Origin of the sequence: Zongyangia acetica (assembly GCF_038739695.1) — a bacterium.
Lineage (GTDB): Bacteria > Bacillota > Clostridia > Oscillospirales > Ruminococcaceae > Zongyangia > Zongyangia gallinarum.
In genome coordinates this window covers 22,592-39,601 of sequence record NZ_JBBEWN010000013.1, presented here as the reverse complement: position 1 = coordinate 39,601, position 17,010 = coordinate 22,592, and the positions used below count along the sequence as shown (strand labels likewise).

General features: G+C 57.5%; 13 protein-coding genes and 1 pseudogene. 3 read left to right on the top strand and 11 right to left on the bottom strand.

All coding sequences use genetic code 11. From position 1 onward, the window contains the following. Nucleotides 1–1,505 precede the first annotated feature (1,505 nt). The 11 genes from gyrA to dnaA form a co-directional block, all read right to left on the bottom strand. On the bottom strand, nt 1,506–4,019 hold the full coding sequence (gyrA, locus tag WGC32_RS11905) for a DNA gyrase subunit A (protein ID WP_342682190.1): 2,514 nt from the start codon (nt 4,017–4,019) through the stop codon (nt 1,506–1,508). A 30-nt stretch (nt 4,020–4,049) separates the two neighbouring features. After that, nucleotides 4,050–4,814, bottom strand: coding sequence for a hypothetical protein (locus tag WGC32_RS11900; RefSeq protein WP_342682188.1), 765 nt, complete (start codon nt 4,812–4,814; stop codon nt 4,050–4,052). Between the two features lie 24 nt (nt 4,815–4,838). Further along, nucleotides 4,839–5,354, bottom strand: coding sequence for a YcxB family protein (locus tag WGC32_RS11895; RefSeq protein ID WP_342682187.1), 516 nt, complete (start codon nt 5,352–5,354; stop codon nt 4,839–4,841). 18 nt (nt 5,355–5,372) lie between these two features. Further along, nucleotides 5,373–5,966: a YcxB family protein gene (locus WGC32_RS11890; protein WP_342682186.1), complete on the bottom strand. Its 594-nt coding sequence runs from the start codon at nt 5,964–5,966 to the stop codon at nt 5,373–5,375. 907 nt (nt 5,967–6,873) lie between these two features. Continuing rightward, nucleotides 6,874–7,101 carry a hypothetical protein gene (locus tag WGC32_RS11885; protein WP_191482516.1) on the bottom strand — a complete coding sequence of 76 codons (228 nt, stop codon included), beginning with the start codon at nt 7,099–7,101 and terminating at the stop codon, nt 6,874–6,876. Nucleotides 7,102–7,177: 76 nt separating this feature from the next. Beyond that, nucleotides 7,178–9,106 (bottom strand): DNA topoisomerase (ATP-hydrolyzing) subunit B, encoded by a 1,929-nt coding sequence (gyrB, locus tag WGC32_RS11880; RefSeq protein ID WP_342682185.1) that lies wholly within the window; start codon nt 9,104–9,106, stop codon nt 7,178–7,180. Nucleotides 9,107–9,137: 31 nt separating this feature from the next. Continuing rightward, the gene (remB, locus tag WGC32_RS11875) at nt 9,138–9,407 is read right to left on the bottom strand and encodes an extracellular matrix regulator RemB (protein WP_191482518.1); all 270 of its coding nucleotides are present in this window, start codon (nt 9,405–9,407) and stop codon (nt 9,138–9,140) included. Further along, nucleotides 9,364–10,533 carry a DNA replication/repair protein RecF gene (recF, locus tag WGC32_RS11870; RefSeq protein ID WP_342682183.1) on the bottom strand — a complete coding sequence of 390 codons (1,170 nt, stop codon included), beginning with the start codon at nt 10,531–10,533 and terminating at the stop codon, nt 9,364–9,366. Before recF ends, remB begins: the two co-directional genes overlap by 44 nt. Beyond that, nucleotides 10,523–10,747: an RNA-binding S4 domain-containing protein gene (locus WGC32_RS11865; protein ID WP_191482520.1), complete on the bottom strand. Its 225-nt coding sequence runs from the start codon at nt 10,745–10,747 to the stop codon at nt 10,523–10,525. The genes recF and WGC32_RS11865 overlap by 11 nt, the downstream gene beginning before the upstream one ends. A gap of 1,069 nt (nt 10,748–11,816) precedes the next feature. Continuing rightward, the gene (gene dnaN / locus WGC32_RS11860; RefSeq protein WP_342682180.1) at nt 11,817–12,923 is read right to left on the bottom strand and encodes a DNA polymerase III subunit beta; all 1,107 of its coding nucleotides are present in this window, start codon (nt 12,921–12,923) and stop codon (nt 11,817–11,819) included. A 452-nt stretch (nt 12,924–13,375) separates the two neighbouring features. Beyond that, nucleotides 13,376–14,716 (bottom strand): chromosomal replication initiator protein DnaA, encoded by a 1,341-nt coding sequence (gene dnaA, locus WGC32_RS11855; RefSeq protein WP_191482522.1) that lies wholly within the window; start codon nt 14,714–14,716, stop codon nt 13,376–13,378. Between the two features lie 383 nt (nt 14,717–15,099). Between dnaA and rpmH the strand changes: the two genes are divergently transcribed. The 3 genes and pseudogenes from rpmH to yidD form a co-directional block, all read left to right on the top strand. Further along, entirely contained in the window at nt 15,100–15,234 is a 135-nt protein-coding gene (gene rpmH, locus WGC32_RS11850) for a 50S ribosomal protein L34 (protein ID WP_191482523.1), read from the top strand. Between the two features lie 594 nt (nt 15,235–15,828). Next, the gene (gene rnpA / locus WGC32_RS11845) at nt 15,829–16,173 is read left to right on the top strand and encodes a ribonuclease P protein component (RefSeq protein ID WP_191482536.1); all 345 of its coding nucleotides are present in this window, start codon (nt 15,829–15,831) and stop codon (nt 16,171–16,173) included. Then, nucleotides 16,173–16,376 (top strand): annotated as a pseudogene (gene yidD / locus WGC32_RS11840) (membrane protein insertion efficiency factor YidD); the annotation flags it as partial. The gene rnpA and the pseudogene yidD, both read left to right, overlap by 1 nt. Nucleotides 16,377–17,010: the final 634 nt, after the last annotated feature.

Here is a 17,010-nt window from a genome sequence, read left to right as displayed (position 1 = left end):
ACTAAGTTACCCATTGCGCCATAGCGCGATCTGGCTGCGGCGACTCGCCGCCCGCGTAGCCCGCGCGCCTCCCGGCGGGGATGACGCGACCACGGTCTAGCCAAAACCGCCGTCGCGACACACGCGACTAAGTTACCCATTGCGCTACAACGCGGCTTGGCTGCGGCGACTCGCCGCCCGCTCGCCTTGCGGCGGGGATGACGCGACCACGGCCTAGCTAAAACCACTGTCCGCGATGCCCGCATTTTTGTTGCGATTGACACAACAGCGCGCTCCTAGTGGAGAGCAGGACGCGGACCTGCGGTCGGCAGATCGCGCTCTTGGTTTTATTCGCGACACCGCCGCGACACACGCGACCAAGTTACCCATTGCGCCGCAACGCGGCTTGGCAGCGGGCACTGCCCGCCAGCGCGGTGTCCCCCCACTGGCAGGTGGGTGGCGGCCCCTCATGCCGGGGCGGGCACATCCTTTTCTCTCAAGAAAAGGATGCAAAAGTGATCCAAGGGGAGCGCCCCTTGGATATCCCCCTGATTGGGGCTCGCTGCTTTCCCGCCAGTATGGGCGGCGATTTTTCTCCCAATCCCGGGGGCTAACACCACTGGATTCCCCCGGGATGTTCCAAAAAATCGTCGGCTGCCGCCGAAACCGCCCACGCTCCTGCGGCGCCTGGCGGCGGGCAAGACGCGCCTTTGGTTTTATCAGTGACTTTGCCGCGACACACGCGCTTTTGTTACAAACGATGCCACAGCGCGGCTTGGCTGCGGCGACTCGCCGCCCACCGGTAGGTGGGCCCCTACCGGGGCGGGAAGACGCGCCCGGAGTTTTATCTGCGACACTGTCCGCGATGCCCGCAGCTGCGTTGCGATTGACACATAGACGCGATATCCCCCACCGGCAGGTGGCCGCCCGCTGCGTCCATATTATAGCATATCCAACAATTGAAAAATACCGCATAAATATGAACAAACAGCCCTAGCGGGCGGCAAAACTCGCGCCTTCCGGCGGGGATGACGCGACCACGGTCTAGCTAAAACCACCGCCGTTTAGCCCGCGACTAAGTTACCCATTGCGCCATAGCGCGATTTGGCAGCGGGCACTGCCCGCCAGCGCGGTGTCCCCCCACTGGCAGGTGGGTGGCGGCCCCTCATGCCGGGGCGGGCACATCCTTTTCTCTCAAGAAAAGGATGCAAAAGTGATCCAAGGGGGCGGCGGCTGGCTGCCGCATAGCCTTTCTTTTATGGCTATGTCCTTTCTGCCAACACAGCCCTCCTGGGAATACGCCTCAGTCGCCCCATGGCCGCCTCTCCCCCTTGGATATCCCCCTGTTTGTGGGGTACGTCTAGCGGCGGGCAAATCGCGCTCTTGGTTTTATTCGCGACATTGCCGCGTCTCACGCAACTATGTTGCGATTGACACATGAGCGCGACTTCTCCCGGCGGTAGCCGGCCGCCCGGCGGCAGGTGGGGGTGAAAAAAGGACGCCGGATGGCGTCCTTTTTGATGGATTTATTCTTCTGCTTCCGGTTCCTCAGCGGGTGTTTCCTGCTCCTCTGGGGAGGGAGGCGTTTGCGTATCCTCTTCCTCTGTGTCGTCCTCCACCTCTTTGGGGGCCCGGGCCAGGGTAACCACGCTGGTATCGTCGGTCACCCGCATGCATTTTACCCCAGTGCTGTACCGGGAGTGGATGGGAATCTGGCTGACCGGGATCCGGATGATGACGCCGCCGTCGGTAATCATGATGACATCGTCATCCTCATCCACCACCTTGACGCCGGCCACATAGCCCTTTTCGTCGCTCACCCTGTAGTTGGTGACGCCTTTTCCGGCCCTGGACTGGGTCCGGTAGTCGGAAAGCCGGCTTCTCCGGCCTAAGCCCTTGTCGGACACGGTGAGGAGGGTTGCCCCCTCCCGGACCCGGGCCATGCCGATGACCATATCACCATCCTCCAGGGTGATGGCTTTGACGCCCCGGGCGGTCCGGCCCATGGGACGGACATCGTTTTCATCAAACTTGATGGCCATACCATTTTTGGTGGCCACAATCAGCTCATTGGCGCCGCTGGTCATCCGCACCCAGGCCAGCTCATCCCCCTCGTCAATGGTCAGGGCAATGAGTCCCGATTTGCGGATGTTGCGGAAGGCGCTGATGGCCGTGCGCTTGATGATGCCCTGGCGGGTGACCATGACCAGATATCCCTCCTGGTCAATGGAATCCAGCTTAATCATGGAGGCCACCTTTTCGTCGCTTTCCAGGGGCAGGAGGTTGACGATGTTGGTGCCCTTGGAGGTCCTGGAGCTCTCGGGGATCTCGTAGCACTTGAGCCGGTACATCCTGCCCTTGTTGGTCAGGAAGAGGAGGTAATCATGGGTAGAGGAAATATACAGATCCTCCACGAAATCCTCCTCCCGGGTGGTCATGCCGGAAATACCCCGGCCGCCCCGGCGCTGGGTCTTATAGGAATCCACCGCCTGGCGCTTGATATATCCAAAGTGGGTCAGGGTGACCACACAGTCCTCTTCGGGGATCAGATCCTCAATATCCACCTCGCCGGATACCGACTGGATCTCGGTGCGCCGCTCGTCACCGAATTTCTCCTTGATCTCCTGGAGCTCTTCCTTGACAATGGCGTAAACCTTGCCGTCGTCGGCCAGGATGGCCAAAAGCTCCTGGATCTTTTCATGGAGGGCAGCCAGTTCATCCTCAATTTTCTGCCGCTCCAAGCCGGTGAGCTGGCCCAGCCGCATGGCCACAATGGCCGAAGCCTGGGCGTCGGAAAGTCCGAAGCGCTCCATCAGCTGGGTTTTGCCGTCGGCAATATTCTTGGAAGCCCGCAGGATGGCGATGACCTCGTCGATGAAATCCAGGGCGATCTTTAAGCCCTCCAGGATATGGGCCCGCTCCTGGGCCTTCTTCAGGTCATGCTGGGTCCGGCGGGTGATGATCTGGAACTGGAACTGGTTGTAATGGGTGAGCATCTCCTTCAGGCCCATGACCTTGGGCGCCCCGTCCACCAGGGCCAGCATGATGACGCCGCAGGTCTCCTGCATCTGGGAGTAGGAATAGAGCTGGTTTAGGACCACCTGGGCGTTGGCGTCCTTTTTCAGCTCCACCACAATCCGCATGCCGTCCCGGTCCGACTCGTCCCGCAGGTCGGAGATGCCGTCAATCCGCTTTTCTTTGACCAGGTTGGCGATGGACTCGATGAGCCGGGCCTTGTTGACCATATAAGGCAGCTCGGTGACCACAATCCGCATCCGGCCCTTTTTGCCCTCCTCAATGGAGGCCCTGGCCCGGACAATGACCCGGCCACGGCCGGTGGCGTAGGCGCTGCGGATGCCGGCACGGCCCATAATCACCGCGCCGGTGGGGAAGTCGGGGCCCTGGATGTACTCCATCAGCTCCGGCAGGTCCGCGTCTGGGTTGTCGATGAGATGGCAGGCCCCGTCGATGACCTCCCGCAGGTTGTGGGGCGGGATGTTGGTGGCCATACCCACGGCGATGCCGGTGGAGCCGTTGACCAGCAGGTTGGGGAAGCGGGAGGGGAGGACCGCCGGTTCCTTCAGGCGGTCGTCGTAGTTGGAGACAAAGTCCACCGTATCCTTATCGATATCGGTGAGCATCTTCACCGCGATTTTGCTCATTCTGGACTCGGTATAACGGTAGGCGGCAGGGGGATCCCCGTCCACCGAACCGAAGTTGCCGTGTCCGTCCACCAGGGGATAGCGCATGGAGAAATCCTGGGCCAGACGGACCATGGCGTCATAGACCGAGGCGTCGCCGTGGGGATGGTACCGGCCCAGCACAGCGCCTACAGTGTCGGCGCATTTGCGGTAGGGCTTGTCCGGTCCCAGGCTGTTCTCGTAAAAGGTATAGAGGATCCGCCGGTGGACCGGCTTGAGCCCGTCCCGCACATCCGGCAGGGCGCGGCTGACGATCACCGACATGGAATAGTCCAGAAAGGACTTTTTCATTTCCTTTTCTATGTCGATGGTAATGACCTTGGATCCGTTGTTTTCCATAATATTTTTCACCCTAAATCTTTTTTATCGTTACCCGTTGGGATTATTTTCTTTCTCTTTTCCATGATCCGGGCTCTTGCTAAACCGGTTTTTCACCTTATCCCAGAACCTTACCGCCCCGGTGCCGATGGTGATATATTTGGCCATGAGCTTTGCCTTGAGGACGGAGCGGACCCTCTCTTCCTGCTCCCCTAACGCGGCCTTGGGGACAATGATAATATCCAGCCGGTTGTAGACAAAGAGCAGCACGTTGCCCGAATCATAGCATTTAAAGCTCTTGTTGGTAAATTCCAGCAGTGTGGTTTCGTCCCCCTCCCGCACCATCACATGGTCGGGGAAGATCTCCATGGTCCAGGGGGTCTGAGCGTCGGCCATCTTCCTCGCGTTTTGCAGCCGGTGGACCTTGGGGAAGTGCCAGGCGGCGTAGATGCCGTATATACAGGCCAGGATGATGACAATACCTACGATGAGGATGGCCGGATCCCGCCAGCCGCCGGAGATGGCGGGCCAGATGAAGGTGATAATCACAATGCCAAAGGCCACGGTCTGTAAGCTCCGCTGGGATTCCAGCAGCATCCTGGCCGCCAGCTTGAGCCCCTCTAAAGCGGTATCATAATCCAGGGTAAAGTCCACATGGATCCATTCGTCAGCACCCAGGGCGTCCTGGGCCTTTTTGTCCATTTCATCCATGTCCTCCCGGTCAATTTCCGCCAGGATTTCCTTGTCCTGTTCCGATAAATCCTCCCCCTGCTGGGGGATGTTTCCCTCTGTAGTCCTATCCTTTTTTTCTTCCATTGGCGCTTCCTCCTGCCGGTGATGTTATTTTCCAGCCTTGGCGGCACGGTATTTCTCCCCAAAGACCTTTGCGAAAAAACCGCTGACAGCCTGCTGCAGCTCCGGTTCCAGATCCCCCTTGGGGATGGGGATGATCTTTTCCTTTGTCACGCTGATCATAAAAAACTCCTGGGTCTCATAGATCTTATGGACATTTTCATAACCGATGTCATAGGGATGGTGCTCCTCGCCGAAAGGGGAGGATACATCCACGGTGATCTTAGGCTCTTCAAAGACCAGCCGGTAATAGAGCTTCTGAGCCGATGAAAAAGCCGCGGACTTCCGGATGCCAAAGAAGGGCACCAGCACCACCGCTACCGCGGCAGCCAAGCTGATTACACCTACAAAATAATTGGCGACCCAGAAAAAGTCCACGCCGGCCAGCAGAAAGACCAGGGCGAAAATCCCCGTCTTCCAGCCCTTCTGCCTGAGCCAGACCTGACTGAGGCTCATTCTGATCTCCTCTTCATCCAAGCGGTAATCAATCGAAAACTGCTCCATATCCTACCTCCCGCCCTATTACCGGGCAGCCGATTCCTTGTGGAGGGCTGTGATCTCATGGTGATGGATCTGCCGTTCCAGGTATTTGAGGAACTCGGTGTCAAAGTTACGGATGCTGGTTCTGGGGATGATGACACACCGCCGGTTTGCCAGCATCAGGACGATCAAATGGTCGGTGTAGAGGATCCGCTGGACCTCCTCCCAGTCCACCGTGTTGTCGGTTTCCGCTGAGATCTCCCGGAAGGCGTCCTCGTAAAAGCGGAATTCTACCTCATTTTGCAGATAAGGGTTCCTCGCGTATTGTTTCTTGGCCGCCTTTTTCAGACGGCTGGGGAAGACATAGCGGTAAAACAGCATGCCGTAAATTCCCAGCAGGATGAGCACCGCCGCCAGCAGGGAATAGACCCAGTTGGCCCTTTCCTGGGAAAAGAGGGTGACCAGCAGAAAAAGGACGCCAATGACAATCTCAATGATCCCCAGCACCTTGACCTGCCTTTTCTTGTTTTTTACCATATCCTCCACCATGAGGAAGTTGAAGTCCTCATAGGTCTGCTCATCAATCCTCTGCCGGATGGTGAAAAGGGCTTTCTGCTGTGCATTTTCTTCCGCCATATCTTTTCTCCTTTCAGGCCCCTGCCGGGGCGGGATGACGCGCCCACGGCCTAGTTAAAACCATTGTCCGCGATGCCCGCAGCTGCGTTGCGATTGACACATAAACGCGATATCCCCCACCGGTAGGTGGGCCCCTTCCGGGGCGGGATGACGCGCCCTGGGTTTTGTTTGCGACACTGCCGCGTCTCACGCAACTATGCTGCGATTAAAACCACAACGCGGCTTCCTCCGGCGGTAGCCGGCGCGGTTTGGCTGCGGGCACTGCCCGCCCGGCGGTAGCTGGTTCTGCGCTCATGCCGCGGACCTGCGGTCAGCAAGTCGCGCCCACAGTTTTATCCGAGACACTGTTCGCGTTGCCCACGACTTTGTCTTGAATGACGCCACAGCGCGGTTTGGCAGCGGGCACTGCCCGCCATCCTTTTCTCTCAAGAAAAGGATGCAAAAGTGATCCAAGGGGAGTGCCCCTTGGATATCCCCCTGATGGGGCTCGCTGCTCTCCCGGCAGTATGGGCGGCCCCTACCGGGGCGGGATGACGCGCCCACGGCCTAGTTAAAACCATTGTCCGCGATGCCCGCAGCTGCGTTGCGATTGACACATAAACGCGATATCCTCCAGCGGCAGCTGGCCCCGGGATGTTCCGAAAAATCGTCGGCTGCCGCCGAAACCGCCCATGCTCCTGCGACGCCTGGCGGTAGGCAAGACGCGGACCTGCGGTCAGCAAGTCGCGCCCACAGTTTTATCCGAGACACTGTTTGCGTTGCCCACGACTTTGTCTCGAATGACGCCACAGCGCGCTCCTAGCGGAGAGCAAGTCGCGCTTCGAACTTTATCTGCGACACTGTCCGCGACACCCGCGTTTTTGTTACGGACGACACCACAGCGCGGCCTGGAAGCGGGCACTGCCCGCTATTTTTTGCGGCCAAGGAAGACGGCGGCTACCGCGGCGGCCACAGCGATGGCGCCGCCGCCGATGGCCCAGGGCAGAATGCTGTTGTCACCGGTGCCGGGGTTATCCTTAACCTGGCTTGTGGTGGTCTCCACAGGCTCAGCCATGGCCACCATACCGAAGGCGTTCATGGTTGCCATGGAAAACATCATGATCAGTACCATCATCATTGCAGCTATTCTTTTCATTTTTCTTTCCTCCTGCGTTTTTTTCCTATCATATCATGTTTATGGAACAAAAGGATGAACAATTCCAAAGAAAATCTTAAATATCCAAATTATTGACATATTTGGCGTTCTGCTCGATAAATTCACGGCGGGGGAGGACCTTGTCTCCCATCAGGATGGTGAAGATCTCGTCGGCCTTGGCCGCGTCCTCCATACTCACCTGGAGCATGGTCCGGTATTCCGGATCCATGGTGGTCTCCCACAGCTGTTCAGGATCCATTTCGCCCAAGCCTTTGTACCGCTGGATATCCACCTTGCCGTGCTCAGGACCGCCCAGCTGTTCGATATACTCATCCCGCTCCTTATCCGAGTAGGCGTAGCGGACCTGCTTGCCCCGGGTCAGCTTGAACAGGGGAGGCTGGGCCAGATAGATGTTGCCGTTTTCGATGAGGGGCCGCATAAACCGGAAGAAGAAGGTCAGCAGCAGGGTGCGGATATGGCTGCCGTCCACATCGGCATCGGCCATGATGATGACCTTGCCGTACCGCAGCTTCTCAATATCGAACTCGTCGCCGATGCCGCAGCCCAGGGCTGTCACCACCGGCATCAGCTTGTCGTTGCCATAGACCTTGTCCAGGCGGGCCTTTTCCACGTTGAGCATCTTGCCCCACAGGGGAAGGATGGCCTGGAACCGGCGGTCCCGTCCCATCTTGGCGGAGCCTCCGGCGGAATCTCCCTCTACAATGTAGATTTCGGTATAGACATTGTCCCGGGAGGAACAGTCGGCCAGCTTGCCGGGGAGGGAAGCGGTCTCCAGCGCTGATTTGCGGCGGGTCAGCTCCCTGGCCCTCCGGGCGGCCTCCCTGGCCTTGGAGGCGGTGATGGATTTATCCAGAATGGCCCGGGCAATGGACGGATTCTCCTCAAAGAAGGTGTCCAGCTTCTCATAGACCATCCCCTCCACCAGGGAGCGGATGTCGGTATTGCCCAATTTCGCCTTGGTCTGTCCCTCAAACTGGGCGTCGGTGAGCTTGACGCTGATGACGCAGGTCAATCCCTCCCGCACGTCGTCGCCGGAGAGCTTTTCCCCGTCCTTGAGGATGTTGTATTTCTTCCCGTAATCGTTAAAGACACGGGTCAAGGCGTTTTTAAAGCCCATTTCATGGGTGCCGCCTTCGGTGGTGGGGATGTTGTTGGCAAAGGAGAGGATCAGGGCGTTATAACTGTCGTTATACTGCAAAGCCACCTCGGCGGTGGTATCCCCATCCACAGCGGAAAGGTAGATCACATCGTCGTGGAGCACATCCAAACCCCGTTTTTTGTGGATGTACTCCACAAAGGAGCGGATGCCGCCTTCATAGTGAAGGTGCTCCGACTGTTCCTTGCCCGGCCGTTTGTCCTCCACCACAATGTGGACCCCGGCGTTTAAGAAAGCCTGTTCCCGCAGCCGGGTCATCAGGGTGTCGTAATCGTATTCCACCGTCTCGAAGATCTCCGGGTCGGCGGAGAAGGTGACCTGGGTGCCGGTGGCGTCGGTTTCCTCGATGATGTGCAGGTCGTCCACCGCCTTGCCCCGCTCAAAGCGCTGTTTGTAGCGGTGCTGCCCGTCGCAGATCTCCACCTCCAGCCAGGTGGAGAGGGCGTTGACCACCGAAGCGCCTACGCCGTGAAGGCCGCCGGAAACCTTGTAACCGCTGCCGCCGAACTTGCCACCGGCGTGGAGGACGGTAAAGACCACCGTAGCCGCCGGGATGCCCAGCTTTGGCTGGATGCCCACCGGGATGCCTCGGCCGTCGTCCCGGACCCGGATGACCTCTCCGGGAAGTATCTCCACGCTGATCTTGTCGCAGTAACCGGCTAGGGCCTCGTCGATGGAGTTGTCCACAATCTCATAGACCAGGTGATGCAGGCCCCGGCTCCCGGTGGAGCCGATGTACATACCCGGCCGTTTGCGCACCGCTTCCAGGCCTTCCAGTACCTGTATCTGACTGCCGTCATAGGCAGGCGTTTGCTGCTTTTCGCTCACTGATGATTACCTCCGTATCTCAGTTTTTTCTCTATATAGAAATTTCTTTGACGAAATTGGTTCTCTTTTTTAGGGTGGCGGAGGAGATTTGGGAGATATACACGGTGTTTTTCCCCTTCTCATCCACACAGACCACAAAGGATTTGGGAAGCTCTGTGGATACGTTGACCACCAGGCCCTGTTTCTGGGCCAAAGCCAGATACCGCTTGGTGGCCTTGGCGATGGAGGCGTTTTCCAAATCAAAGATGGCTACCACCTCACTGAGCTTGACCACCGTGTCCTGTCCCAGATGCAGATACATGGGATTCCTCCTTTTCCTTGGTTTCCTCCTGGGTGAGCCGGCCCTTTTCAATGGAGAAAAGGAGCCCTTTTTCCAGATCCTCCCGGATATGCCGGTCACAGCAGGTGATAAACACCTGCATCCCCGCCATCTCCCCCAGCAGATAGGCCTGGCGCTTGGCGTCCAGCTCGCTTAGCACATCGTCCAGCAGGATCACCGGCGTGTCGTCCAGCACCTCCCGGAGGATCTGCCCCTCGCTGAGCTTTAAAGCCAGCACACAGCTGCGCTGCTGGCCCTGGCTGCCAAAGCTTCGGGCGGAAAGTCCGTTTAAGGTGATCTCCAGGTCGTCCCGGTGGGGGCCGACGGAGGTCGTTTTATAGGTCATATCGTTTTCCCGGCTCTCCTCCAGCGCCTTCTGATAGGCGTCTTTCAGCGCCGGGCCGTCCAGGCCCTGGATCTCCCGGCCCAGGCTGCACTGGTACCGGAGGGAAAAATCCTCCCGCCCGCCGGAAATCTCCCGGTAGAAGGCGGTGGCATGGTCTTTGAGCTTTTCAATATAGCTTCTGCGCATCACCGTAATGACAGCCGCCGTCTGGGACAGATGCTCGTCATACACCTCCAGCAGGGGGAGAAGCTCCCCGTGGGCCTGGACATCCTTGAGCAGGGTGTTGCGCTGGAGGAGGATGCGGTTGTAGTTTTGCATGTATTTTTGATACCGCTCTTTGATCTGGCCGATGGCCGTGTCCAGGAATTTCCGGCGTTTGTCCGGGCCGTCCTTGACAATCTCCAGATGGACCGGGGAAAATACCACAGCGCCGAAGGCTTCGGCCAGCTCCCCGTGGGAGGAGACCGCTACCCCGTTTAAGGCGCTCTGCCGCTTGGGGCCCAGCTGGATGGAGATGGACTGCTCCCGCATCTGGCCGAAGAAGGCGGCTTCAATCCAAGCCCTTTCCTCCCCAAACCGGATCAGGTCCCCGTCCCTGCTGCCCCGGAAGCTCCTGGCGCCGGTGAGCAGCCAGATGGCTTCGATCAGGTTGGTTTTTCCCTGGCCGTTGTCCCCGCAGATGAGATTGACCCCCGGGGAAAAGGATACCTGGGTATCCTCTAAATTGCGGTAGTTTTTTAATGACAGCCTTTCAATCCTCAAAACCTGTGACCTCGATCAAGATATCATCCACCTGCAGGGTATCCCCGGGGAAGAGCTTCTTCCCCCGCTGGATGCAGATGGCTCCGTTGACCTTGCAGACACCCTCCTCCACAATCTCCTTGGCGTGGCCGCCTGTCTCCGCCAGGCCGCAGAACTTCAGCATCTGGTCCAGCCGGATAAAGGGGGTGTCAATCTGTATTTCATGTTTTTCCATCTCAACTCTCCTTTCCGCCTACCGGCGGGGATGACGCGCCCTGGATTTTGTCTGCGGCACTGCTCGCGATGCCCGCGCTTATGTCTCGAACGACGCCACAGCGCGCCTACTGGTGAGGAAGACGCGCCCGCAGATCGCGCCCTGGATTTTGTCTGCGGCACTGCCGCGTCGCACGCGGACCTGCGGTCAGCAGATCGCGCCCTGGATTTTATCTGCGACACTGCCGCGTCTCACGCAAATAGGTCGCTGACAGCGCCCATCCGCGACATCCTCCACCGGTAGGTGGGCCCCTCCCGGGGCGCGCCTAGCGGCGGGCAGATCGCGCTCTGGGTTTTGTTTGTAACACTGCCGCGTCGCCCGCGCGCCTAGCGGCGGGCAGGTCGCGCCTCTGGTTTTATTCGCGACACTGCCGCGTCTCACGCAAATAGGTCGCTGACAGCGCCCATCCGCGACTTCCTCCACCGGCAGGTGGTTCTGCGCTCATGCCGCGCGGGCACATCCTTTTCTCTCAAGAAAAGGATGCAAAAGTGATCCAAGGGGTGCTCCCCTTGGATATCCCCCTAATGAGGCTCGCTGCTTTCCCACCAGTATGGGCAGCGATTTTTCTCCCAATCCCGGGGGCTAACACCACTGGATTCCCCCGGGATGTTCCGAAAAATCGTCGGCTGCCGCCGAAACCGCCCATGCTCCTGCGGAGAACAAAACGCGCCCGGAGTTTTATCTGCGACACTGCCGCGTCTCACGCAAATAAGTCGCTGTCAGCGCCCATCCGCGCCTCGCGGCGGGCAAAACGCGACCACGGCCTAGCTAAAACCATTGCCGCGTTGCCCGCAACTATGTTGCGATTGACACATAAACGCGATATCCTCCAGCGGCAGCTGGCCCCGGGATGTTCCAAAAAATCGTCGGCTGCCGCCGAAACCGCCCACGCTCCTGCGGCGCCTGGCGGCGGGCAAGACGCGACCACGGCCTAGCTAAAACCACTATCCGCGATGCCCGCATTTATGTTGCGATTGAAACCACAACGCGATATCCCCCACCGGTAGGTGGTGGCTGCGGCGACTCGCCGCTAGAGGTCGGATTTTAGGCGGACAGGGAGGACCAAGAACAGGAAGCTGTCGTCCTCCAAAGAGACAACCTTCATGGGGGACAGGCTGCCGGAGAGCAGGAGCTTGACCTTATCGCAGCCGGTGCCCTTGAGGGCGTCCAGGAGATAACGGTTGTTAAAGCCAATGGTCACATTTTCCCCCTGGATTTCACAGCCCAGGGAGTCGGATGCTTTTCCCATGGCGGTGACACAGTGGAGATAGATCATATTATCCTCAAACTTAACGCTTAAGGGACTTTTCAGCCGGTCGTTGATGAGCAGGGAAGTCCGTTCAATGGAATCGCAGAAAGCACGGGTATCCACAATCACGGTGGTCTTTTCCCCCTGGGGGATGGTGGCGTTATAATCCAAAAATTCCCCGTCCAGCAGCCGGGAGATGACATGATAGCTGTCAATGGAAAAGACAATATGCTTTCTGGAGAAGGAGATGGAGACATCCTCCTCCCCGTCGTCGATGAGTTTGGAAACCTCGGAAAGGGTCTTGCCCGGCACAATAAAGCGAAGCTCTTCATCCGAGTCGATTTTTTCCCTGCGCATGGCCAGCCGGTAACCGTCCACCGAAACCACGGTCAATTCCCCGTCCCTTGTCTCAAACAGGGAGCCGGTATACACCGGTTTGGCGTCGTTTTGTGCCACCGCGAACAGGGTCTGATCGATCATAGCCTTGAGTTTAAACTTGGGTACGTTGAAACCCTTTCCATCGGTGATGCTGGGCATCTCGGGGAACTCGGAAGGGGAGAGGCCCATAATGGAAAATTCACTGGGCCCGCTGATGATGGTGGTCATCAGGTTTTCGTCGCTTTTGATTTCCACCTGTTCCGCCGGCAGACGGCTGACCATGGAAAAGAAGATCTTGGCGCCCAGTACAATGGAGCCGGGCTCCTTGACCGCTGCTTCCATAGAGGTGGTCATCCCCATCTCCAGGTTATAGGCGGAAAATTTAACCTTTCCGTTTTCCGCTTCAACGAGGATGCCCTCCAATGCGGTAATGGCAGATTTGGAGCAGACAGATCGGGAAATATTGCTGACCGCCTGGGACAGGGTGTTTTTATCACAGACAATTTGCATGGGGTTTCCACTCCTTTGTTTGAGGATTTCCTATCAGATTCAAAAAACATGGAAAGAATAGGATAGGAATATATAGAAAAAATAGTATTAGTCGTAGAGGCTGTGAATTTGTGGAAAAGGCGGAAAATGCCTTTTTCTAAGCCAAAAACAGGATTTTTTCTTTGGGGAGGCCCTTGTGAGCCGGTTGTGGACAAGTGAAAGGAGAAGATCATTTTCCACAAGGCAGTGTAAAACAAAAGGTGCAATGTGAAAAATAGGGGGAAAATCCGGTGTAAAACAGGGGCTGTTTTTCCATCGGATTTTTTGCCTGTGGAAATGGTGGAATCTTTCCCTGTGGAAAGCCCCTCCCGGGGCGGGAGGACGCGGCCTAGGTTTTCTTCAGAAAATTGCCGCGACACACGCGTTTTTGTTTCGAACGACGCCACAGCGCGACTTCCCCCACCGGCAGGTGGCTAGGAGTTGCGAATGTTTTTGATGATATCCTCAATGGTCTCCTTATAGCGGGAGTTTTGCTCCATGTTCTTCTCCACCTGCTGGATGGCGTAGACAATGGTGGAGTGATCCCGGCCGCCGAATTCCTCGCCGATGGAGGACATGGACATCTGGGTGATCTCCCGGACAATGTGGATGGCCACCTGCCGGGCGTTGGAGATGGGAGCGCTGCGCTTGTTGGAGCGGATATCCGCGGCGGAGACGGAGAAGGTCCGGGCCACTTCGGAGATGATCCGCTCTACGGTGACAGGCACCGGCTGGTTGTCGTTGAGGATGTCCCGGATGGCGTTCTGGGCAATGGAGATGGAGGGCGGCGTATTGGCCAGCAGCTTGTAGGCCTTGAGCTTTTTCACCGCTCCCTCCAGCTGGCGGATGTTGTTTTTCAGCCGGTTGGCGATATATTCCGCCACCTCGTCGGGAATCTCAATATCTAAAAGCTGGGCCTTGCGGCGGATGATGGCGATCCTGGTCTCAAAATCCGGGGGCTGCACGTCGGCCAGAAGTCCCCATTCAAAGCGGGTCCGCAGCCGCTCTTCCAGGGTTTTGATCTCCTTGGGCGGCCGGTCAGAGGTCAGGACAATCTGTTTTTCCGCGGTGTAGAGGGCCTCAAAGGTGTGGAAGAACTCCTCCTGGGTGCTCTCCTTACCGCCGATAAACTGGATATCGTCCACCAGCAGCACGTCCGCCTGGCGGTATTTGTTGTGGAATTCCGGGGTGGTCTTGTTTCCAATGGCTTCGATCAACTCATTGGTGAATTCCTCGCCCTTGACATAGATGATGTTGGTGCCCGGCTTGTTTTCCCGGATCTCGGCGCAGATGGCGTGGAGCAGATGGGTCTTGCCCAGGCCGGAACCGCCGTAGATAAACAGAGGGTTGTAGGCGCCGGATGGATTGGCCGCCACCGCCAGGGAAGCGGCATGGGCAAACTTGTTGGAGGGGCCTACAATAAAGGTGGAGAAGGTGTATTCATAATCCCCGCCCTGGGCGCTTTTCTCCACCTCCTCGGGGGTATAGGTGGAAAGGACCTTCTTGGCCTGTTCCGAATCCACCTTATCCTCATCGCAGGTGATCTGGATGGTGACAGGGAAACCCAGTACCTCCTCAAAGGCCTTGTTGAGCAGGGCGGAATACTTTTGCTCAATGATATTTTTTTGGAACTCGCTGCGCACATAAAGCTTTGCCACCCTGCCGTCAAAGCCTACCGGTTCGATGCAGCTGATCCAAAGGTCATGGGCCACTGAAGAAATCTCGTGCTTACAGTAATCGCTGACCAGACCGAACACTTCTTTGAATGATTCCATGGCGATGAACATCCCCCTCAAACAGCATTTCTATGGGATAAAAAGAAGGAATCCACAGAAAATCAAGATTGTCTGTGGAAAACCTGTTGAAACAGTGGAAAAGTATCCTGGAAAACTTGGTGAGAAACTAAAAAATGGACAGAAATATCCGATTTCTATTGTAGCATATTTCCGGCCCGCAAGCAAGCTTTTCCACCGGTGTATTTGAACCTATTATAATATGTAAGGAGTGCGGATTTTTCCTTGCAAAGGGGAAAATGAAGCGAAAATGTGATGGATAGGCCAAAAAACCTGGATTTTCCGCCATAATGATATTGACACGGGCGGGTTTTATCCTTTATAATGTAACCTTGCAAGGTTAGCCTCGAAAGGAGGGTATGAAAGTGAAAAGAACTTATCAGCCGAAAAAGATTCATCGCGCTAAAGAGCACGGATTCAGAAAGAGAATGGCCACCAAAAACGGCCGTAAAGTACTTGCTCGCAGAAGAGCCAGAGGCAGAAAGCAGCTGTCTTACTAACATAGGGGCCACAAAACATTGTGGTCTTTCTTTTTACCACCGCTCCTGCGGAGAGCAAGACGCGCCCACGGCCTAGCCAAAACCACCGTCGCGACACCCGCGATTTTGTCTCGAACGACGCCACAGCGCGATATCCGCCCCGGGAGGGGCGCGGTCCGGCTGCGGGCACTGCCCGCCAGCGCGCCTAGCGGCGGGCAAGACGCGCTCCGAGTTTTATCCGCGACACTGCCGCGACACACGCGGCCACAGTCTAGTGGAAACCACTGTTTGCGACACACGCGCTCCTGCGGCGGGCAAGACGCGCGCCTGGTTTTATTCGCGACATTGTCGCGTCACACGCGCTTTTGTTTTCCGTTGTGATACAGCGCGACTCGGTTGCGGGCACTGCCCGCCAGCGCGCCTAGCGGCGGGCAAGACGCGCCCCGAGTTTTATCCGCGACACTGCCGCGACACACGCGACCCCTGCCGGGGCGGGATGATGCTCCCTGGGTTTTGTTTGAGACATCGTTCGCGACACCCGCAATTACGTTACGATTGAAACATCAGCGCGGTTTGGCAGCGGGCACTGCCCGCCGGCTGGGGGTGGGAGGAAGTATGGAACACACCCAGATGCTCAATGAAAATAGGGATTTCCGGCGGCTGTATGGAAGAGGAAAATCAAGGGCCGGAAATGTGCTGGTCACCTATGCCCTGCGCACAAGGCGGGGCTATAACCGGATCGGTATTACCACCAGCAAAAAAATCGGAAAAGCAGTACAGCGCAACCGGGCCCGCCGGGTCATTAAGGAGGCTTACCGCCTGCTGGAACAGCAGGTGCCCCCTTCCTGGGATATTTGCTTTGTGGCCCGGAGCAAAACCTGCCGGGTCCCCATGGGCCTGGTGCAGAAGATGATGCGCCAGCAGCTGGAGGCCATCGGCGCATTGCAAAAAGAATCATGATCAAAAAGTGCATGTTAGGGCTGATCCGCCTGTATCAAAAGTTTATATCCCCTTTAAAGCCTGCCTGCTGCAGGTTTTATCCTACCTGCTCTTCCTATGCCATGGAGGCGATTTCCCGCTTCGGCGTGGTGAGGGGCGGGCTATTGGCGTTTTATAGGCTGTTGCGCTGTCAGCCCTTTTGCAGAGGCGGCTATGATCCTGTGCCGGATCACTTCACCTTCCGCCGGTCCCTGCCAAAGCAGGACGACGCGCGCCTAGCGGCGAGCAAGACGCGCGCCTACCGGCGAGGATGACGCGCGCCTACCGGCGAGGATGACGCGCCCTGGGTTTTGTTTGAGACACTGCCGCGTTGCCCGCGTTTTTGTTGCCAATGGCACTACAGCGCGGTGTCCCCCAGTGGTAGCTGGCGCGCCCTGGGTTTTGTTTGAGACATCGTTTGCGTTGCCCGCAATTACGTTGCGATTGACACCACAGCGCGATATCCCCCAGCGGTAGCTGGCGCGCCCTGAGTTTTATTTGAGACATCGTTCGCGTTGCCCGCGATTTTGTTTCGATTGATGCCACAGCGCGACTTGTCAGCGGCAACTTGCCGCCAGCGGCCCTAGCGGGCGGCAAGACGCGCACTTAGTTTTCTTCGTAACTTTGCCGCGTCTCACGCGAATGGGTTACCGCTAGTGCCCATCCGCGACTTGTCAGCGGCGAGCAAGACGCGCGCCTACCGGCGAGGATGACGCGCCCTGGGTTTTGTTTGAGACATCGTTCGCGTCTCACGCAATTACGTTGCGATTGACACATAAGCGCGATATCCCCCAGCGGTAGCTGGCCCCGGCGGTAGCC